Source organism: Sphingomonas sp. DC1600-2 (assembly GCF_049897605.1).
In the GTDB taxonomy this organism is placed as follows: Bacteria; Pseudomonadota; Alphaproteobacteria; order Sphingomonadales; family Sphingomonadaceae; genus Sphingomonas.
In genome coordinates this window covers 1-6,076 of record NZ_JAFCWO010000031.1, presented here as the reverse complement: position 1 = coordinate 6,076, position 6,076 = coordinate 1, and the positions used below count along the sequence as shown (strand labels likewise).

Sequence of the window (6,076 nt, the reverse complement as noted above, 5' to 3'; positions counted from 1 at the left end):
GTTGGACACGATCAGTGCGTCGCGTGCCTTACCGCCCACCAGCGGGCGCAGTTCGCTCGGCGTGTCGGCGGGATCGAACACGTACAGCCGTTTGGACGGAAGGTCGCGGATACGCAGTAGGCGTCACCTCAAGCTTTGTACGCTGAACAACGATTTTCCGGACATAATGTGAACATTGGTGTCAGGCAGCGGCGCGAAGGTACTGGTAGAGGGTTTCGCGGCTGATGCCCATGTCGCGCGCTATGGTCGCCTTGCGTTCACCGGCGGCAACGCGGCGGTGCAGATCGGCAATCATCTCATCCGAGAGCGACCGTTTCCGCCCCCGATAGGCGCCGCGCTGCCGAGCGATCGCAATGCCTTCGCGTTGCCGTTCGCGGATCAGAGCGCGCTCGAACTCAGCAAACGCACCCATGACCGAGAGCATCAGATTGGCCATCGGGGAGTCCTCCCCCGAGAAGGACAGGCTTTCCTTCTCAAACTCGATCCGGATACCTCGCTTGGTGAGGCCCTGGACCAGCTTGCGCAGGTCATCCAGATTGCGGGCCAACCGATCCATGCTGTGGACGACGACGGTATCGCCTTCGCGGGCGAAAGTGAGCAGAGCCTCAAGCTGGGGGCGGTTGACGTCCTTGCCCGATGCCTTGTCGGTGAAGGTCCGATCGAGCGACTGACCTTCCAATTGGCGATCCACATTCTGATCGAACGTGCTGACCCGGACATAGCCGATCCGTTGCCCCTTCACTGCGCACTCTCTCCATCAAAATGTCAGGTTGAAATCTATGATACGTAACGAAATTCGTCAACAAATTCCGTTTATCACCCTAATCTGACAGAAACCGCAGTACCGCCCTGACGTCCAGTTAGGCTATACTCCAAGCTGACATCACGAAATCAAATCCCTCAAAGATGGCGTCAATTGCCTTGATGGGGTAAAAACTGGAGTGCTTCCAGGATGGGACATTCGGCAACGTCATCTCCAGTGCATCTGGCTAACGTGGTCGCCAGCGTCACCTCTATCTTCTGCAAATCTGCAATGCGGCGGCGGACATCTTCAAGGTGGAGTTCGGTTCTCGCCATAACCTCCGCGCAGGTTTGTGCACCGGTATCGGTGAGCGACAACAATGACCGTATCTCATCCATTGCATAGCCAAGGTCGCGCGCGCGCAGGATGAACTGCAACCTTTGCACCAGTTCCGGCGAATAGACGCGGTAGCCGTTGGAACTGCGAGGCGGCCCCGGCAGCAATCCCACCTTCTCGTAATAGCGGATGGTTTCGAGATTGCAGCCTGTTTTCCGGGCAAGCTGGGCACGCAAGATGCCGACCTGTTGCTCCATGAAAATACCTCTTGAGTCTGTAGTGGCTACAGAGCCTACACTGCGAATCACTCAGTTGGAACAAGGGATTCAAGCCATGGTCTCAACGCCGGAAGCGGGACAGCCAGCCCTCACCGAAAACCACGAGCCGAAGCAGGCAAACTGGGTTGCGGCGGGCGCATTGATCGGCGCGGGGCTCGCCTCGGCTTGCTGCGTCGTCCCGCTACTGTTGGTTATGCTCGGAATTTCCGGCGCGTGGATCGCCAACCTGACGGCGCTCGAACCTTACAAGCCCTATGTCGCAGGCGTAACGCTCGCGCTGCTCGGCTACGGCTTCTGGCATGTCTATTTCAAGCCGAAACCGCCCTGTGAAGACGGTTCCTACTGCGCTCGTCCACAATCGGCTTGGACCACCAAGGCGGTGCTGTGGCTGGGCCTTGCCGTCGCCATCCTGGCGCTCACCATCGACTGGTGGGCACCCTGGTTCTATTGAAAGGAAATACCCATGAAAAAGACAGTATGTATCGCTATGGCCGTGCTGGCTATGGCTGGCGGCGGGGTCGCCTATGCAGTTAGTGGCACGGCGCAAGATCGCCCCGCGGCTACCGCAACCGCTCAGAAGCAAACCACCTTTGCCATAGAGAACATGACCTGCGCCACCTGCCCGATCACCGTGAAGAAGGCGATGGAAGGCGTCGCCGGGGTAACGGCGGTCACGGTCGATTTCGCAGCCAAGACCGCGCGCGCAACCTATAACCCGCGCCGCACCAATGCTGCTGCGATTGCCGCTGCATCAACCAACGCGGGTTATCCGGCGCGCGCTATTCAAAACTGAGCGGGGCGCCGCCAGCGCCTCAAGAAAGCGATAAGCAATGAACGACTGTTGCAACCGCCCCGGGCAGGAAGGATTTGACGTGGCCGTCATCGGCGCGGGTTCTGCCGGGTTCTCCGCCGCGATCGCCGCTGCCGATCTGGGCGCGAAAGTGGCGCTCGTCGGTCACGGCACGATTGGCGGCACCTGTGTCAATGTTGGCTGCGTTCCTTCCAAGACGCTGATCCGCGCCGCCGAAGCGGTGCATGGTGGGCTTGCCGCCGCGCGCTTTCCCGGCCTTGGGGGCGCTGTCCAGATGGATGACTGGTCCGTATTGGCGGCGTCGAAGGACGATCTTGTCACGACGCTGCGCCAAAAAAAATATGTCGATCTGCTGCCCGCCTATGACGGTGTGAGCTATATCGAGGGCAAGGCACGCTTTGCCGATGGTGCGCTGATTGTCGGCGATGCGCCCATGAAGGTCGGCAAGGTCATATTGGCGATGGGTGCGCACGCCGCCGTGCCGCCGATTCCGGGGATGGACAGCGTGCCCTACCTAACCAGCACATCGGCGCTGGCGCTGGATCGCTTGCCCAAATCGCTGCTGGTGATCGGTGGCGGGGTGATCGGGGTAGAACTGGGACAGATGTTTTCGCGTCTGGGCGTTGATGTCACCATCTGCTGCCGAAGCCGCCTGCTCCCCGAAATGGACCCGGAAGTGAGTGCCGCGCTGAAAAACTATTTGGAAGCCGAGGGCGTGCGGGTTTGCGCAGGTGTCGGCTATCAGCGTATCGCCCAAACACAGAGCGGGGTCGAATTGACCTGCGAGGGGCATTGTGACACCGTCGCGGCGGAACAGGTGCTCATCGCCACCGGACGCCGACCCAATAGCGACGGGCTTGGGCTGGAGGAGCGCGGCATAGTGCTTGCCCGTAATGGTGGAATCGTCGTCGATGACCACCTCGAAACGTCGGTTCCAGGCATTTACGCGGCGGGCGATGTAACGGGACGGGACCAGTTCGTCTACATGGCCGCCTATGGCGCAAAACTGGCCGCGCGCAACGCGGTGACGGGCAACCAATACCGCTACGACAATTCCTCCATGCCATCCGTCGTCTTCACCGACCCGCAAGTCGCCAGCGCCGGCCTCACTGAAACGACAGCACGGGCGCAAGGCCTGGACATCAAGGTTTCGCTGCTCCCGCTCGATGCTGTGCCAAGGGCACTGGCAGCACGCGATACGCGGGGTCTCATCAAACTGATTGCCGACAAGGCGAACGACCGTTTGCTGGGCGGCCAGATCATGGCACCCGAAGGCGCGGATTCGATCCAGACACTGGTGCTGGCGATCAAACACGGCATGACCACCCTGGAATTGGGTGCAACGATATTTCCTTACCTGACCACTGTGGAAGGCCTCAAACTGGCGGCCCAAACGTTTGATAAGGATGTCGCCAAACTGTCTTGCTGCGCCGGGTGATTGCTCGGGGATCAACCGGCAACGAATGGCCTCCCTCCAGTGCAAGCCGCTTTGGTGTCAATTTTGTTATTCGCCTCAGCGGGAGAGCAAAATGGCACGACGCCGACTTCTGACCGGAGACGAGCGCCGGCGCCTGTTCGATCCTCCTGTCCAAGAAACCGCGATCATTGGGCATTATACCCTTTCTGCGGAAGATGTTGAATTGGTTGGGCGCCGCTATGGTCCAGCAAATCGCCTCGGTCTGGCTGCACAAATCGCTTTGATGCGACATCCCGGCTTTGGTCTGCAACCCGAGATCGGGCTTCCCGACGTCATTCTTCAGTACCTCGCGGCACAGTTATTCGTCGATCCTTCCTCCTTCTCTGCATATGGTCAGCGCGCGCAAACCCGTACCGATCATGCCGATCTCGTGGCGCGTTATCTTGGCATACGCCCGTTTCGACGCGGCGACCTGGCACTTGCCCTGAATCTTGCCGCGCAAGCCGCCGAGTATACAGACAGAGGTGAACCGATTGTTCGCGCCCTCATGGTTGGCCTGAAGGGTGAGCGGTTCATTCTTCCGTCAGGCGACACACTGGAACGCGCCGGTCTTGCTGGCCGGGCACGCGCACGCAAAGCTGCCGCAGCCGCAATCGTCGAAGGCCTCAGCTCTGCTGAACTGACACGGCTAGACGAACTCGTAATCAACAACCCGGATTTCGGCATGACACCGCTGGCGTGGTTGCGTAATTTCGAAGAAGCCCCGACTGCGGCCAATATCAATGGCTTGCTTGAGCGCCTGCGCTATGTTCGCGGCATAGGTATCCACCCGGTAGTTGGGGGCGCCATTCCGGAATTCCGCTTTGCCCAATTTGTCCGCGAGGGCGGCGTGGCACCGGCATTCCTGCTTTCGGATTACAGCGTCAATCGCAGGCGGGCGACGTTGACGGCCGCAGTGATCGACCTTGAGGCCAGACTTGCCGATGCCGCGATCCAAATGTTTGACCGACTTATCGGCGGCATGTTCACGCGCGCGCGGCGTGGGCGCGAGCGTCGCTACCAAGATAGTATTCAGTCGGTGGGGCAACTCATGCGGCTGTTTGGCGCCACGATTACAGCACTTGATGAGGCTGTCCAGAATGGCGGCGATCCGCTCGAATTGATTGACGAAGCGGTGGGCTGGCACCGGCTTGTTGCGGCAAAGGCCCAAGTAGATGCCCTTGCTGATCTTGCCGGCGAGGACGCACTGGTAACGGCAACCGAGCGTTACGCCACGCTACGGCGTTTCAGCCCGGCATTTCTGGACGCCTTCACCTTCAAGGCGTCTGGAACAGGGACGGCACTGATCAAAGCCATCGATGTCATTCGCGATGCGAACACACGAAAGTCGCGCGACCTTCCCGATGGCGTTCCACTGCCATTCCCCAATCGGCAGTGGAAGCGTCTCATCACCGAAAGCGGCCGTATCGACCGCCGACGTTATGAAATTGCGATCATGGCAACCTTGCGTGATCGTTTGCGCGCCGGTGATGTATGGATCGAGGGAACCCGCAACTATCAGCGCTTCGATGCCTATTTGCTGGGTCGGCGCGACGCCGCCAAAGTGGCGGATGTGCTTCCGTTCGATTCAAATGCTGCATCCTACCTCGCTGACCGGGCACGAAATCTTGACTGGCGGCTGCGCCGATTTGCCAAGCAGTTGAAAACAAACAAGCTTGAGGGAGTGTCGCTCGAACGAGACCGGCTCAAGCTTCAGCAAATGCCGCCTGTCACCCCACCGGAAGCTGAAGCCCTCGATCGCAAGCTCGATACCCTGCTTCCCCGCGTGCGCATCACCGAGCTGCTGCTTGAAGTCGCCGAACGCACTGGTTTTTTGAACGCATTCCGTGACCTGCGCTCAGGCAAGGAGCACGACAACCCCAGCACGGTACTCGCCGCAATTCTGGCTGATGGCACCAACCTCGGGCTGGAGCGGATGGCCAATGCCAGCGAAGGCGTCAGCTATGCCCAACTCGCATGGACCCACAACTGGTATCTTTCACCCGAGAACTATCAGGCCGCGCTGGCCATGATCATCTCAGCCCATCACGAATTACCCTTCGCGCGGCATTGGGGCGCTGGCACCAGTTCGTCGTCCGATGGCCAGTTCTTCCGGTCGGGGCGGAGCCGTTCAGGGGCGGCGGACGTCAATGCCAAATATGGCGCCGAACCTGGCGTGAAAATCTATTCTCACCTTTCCGATCACTTCGCATCATTCGGATCACGGATCATGTCCGCGACGGCAGGTGAAGCGCCTTACGTGCTCGACGGGCTTGTCCTGGGCGCCGGCAACCTTCCGTTGCATGAGCACTATACCGATACCGGCGGCGCCACCGTTATGTGGACAGCTTGGCGACGCGGCAGGTTGCCTGTGCTACCATCGCGCAGCTGCCATTTCCGTGAAGGAGGCGGGCCATGTTTGTGGTCAAGCATAGCCGCTCGGGCGGCCCTCT

At 59.9% G+C, this 6,076-nt stretch carries 6 protein-coding genes; 4 read left to right on the top strand and 2 right to left on the bottom strand.

Annotated elements, in window-relative coordinates; genetic code table 11:
* Window positions 1–181 precede the first annotated feature (181 nt).
* Together ACP7BL_RS17590 and ACP7BL_RS17585 are read right to left on the bottom strand one after the other, a co-directional pair.
* Window positions 182–742, bottom strand: coding sequence for a recombinase family protein (locus ACP7BL_RS17590; RefSeq protein ID WP_004213255.1), 561 nt, complete (start codon window positions 740–742; stop codon window positions 182–184).
* 170 nt (window positions 743–912) lie between these two features.
* Window positions 913–1,335, bottom strand: coding sequence for a MerR family transcriptional regulator (locus ACP7BL_RS17585; RefSeq protein ID WP_014072603.1), 423 nt, complete (start codon window positions 1,333–1,335; stop codon window positions 913–915).
* A gap of 76 nt (window positions 1,336–1,411) precedes the next feature.
* Here ACP7BL_RS17585 and ACP7BL_RS17580 point away from each other — a divergent pair, with 76 nt between their 5' ends.
* From ACP7BL_RS17580 to ACP7BL_RS17565, 4 genes are all read left to right on the top strand, one after another.
* Entirely contained in the window at window positions 1,412–1,807 is a 396-nt protein-coding gene (locus ACP7BL_RS17580) for a mercuric transporter MerT family protein (protein ID WP_014072602.1), read from the top strand.
* A 12-nt stretch (window positions 1,808–1,819) separates the two neighbouring features.
* The gene (locus ACP7BL_RS17575) at window positions 1,820–2,149 is read left to right on the top strand and encodes a heavy-metal-associated domain-containing protein (protein WP_004213249.1); all 330 of its coding nucleotides are present in this window, start codon (window positions 1,820–1,822) and stop codon (window positions 2,147–2,149) included.
* 37 nt (window positions 2,150–2,186) lie between these two features.
* Window positions 2,187–3,605 (top strand): mercury(II) reductase, encoded by a 1,419-nt coding sequence (merA, locus tag ACP7BL_RS17570; protein WP_004213247.1) that lies wholly within the window; start codon window positions 2,187–2,189, stop codon window positions 3,603–3,605.
* A gap of 91 nt (window positions 3,606–3,696) precedes the next feature.
* On the top strand, window positions 3,697–6,076 hold a 2,380-nt coding region (locus tag ACP7BL_RS17565), incomplete at its 3' end, for a Tn3 family transposase (protein ID WP_426258911.1).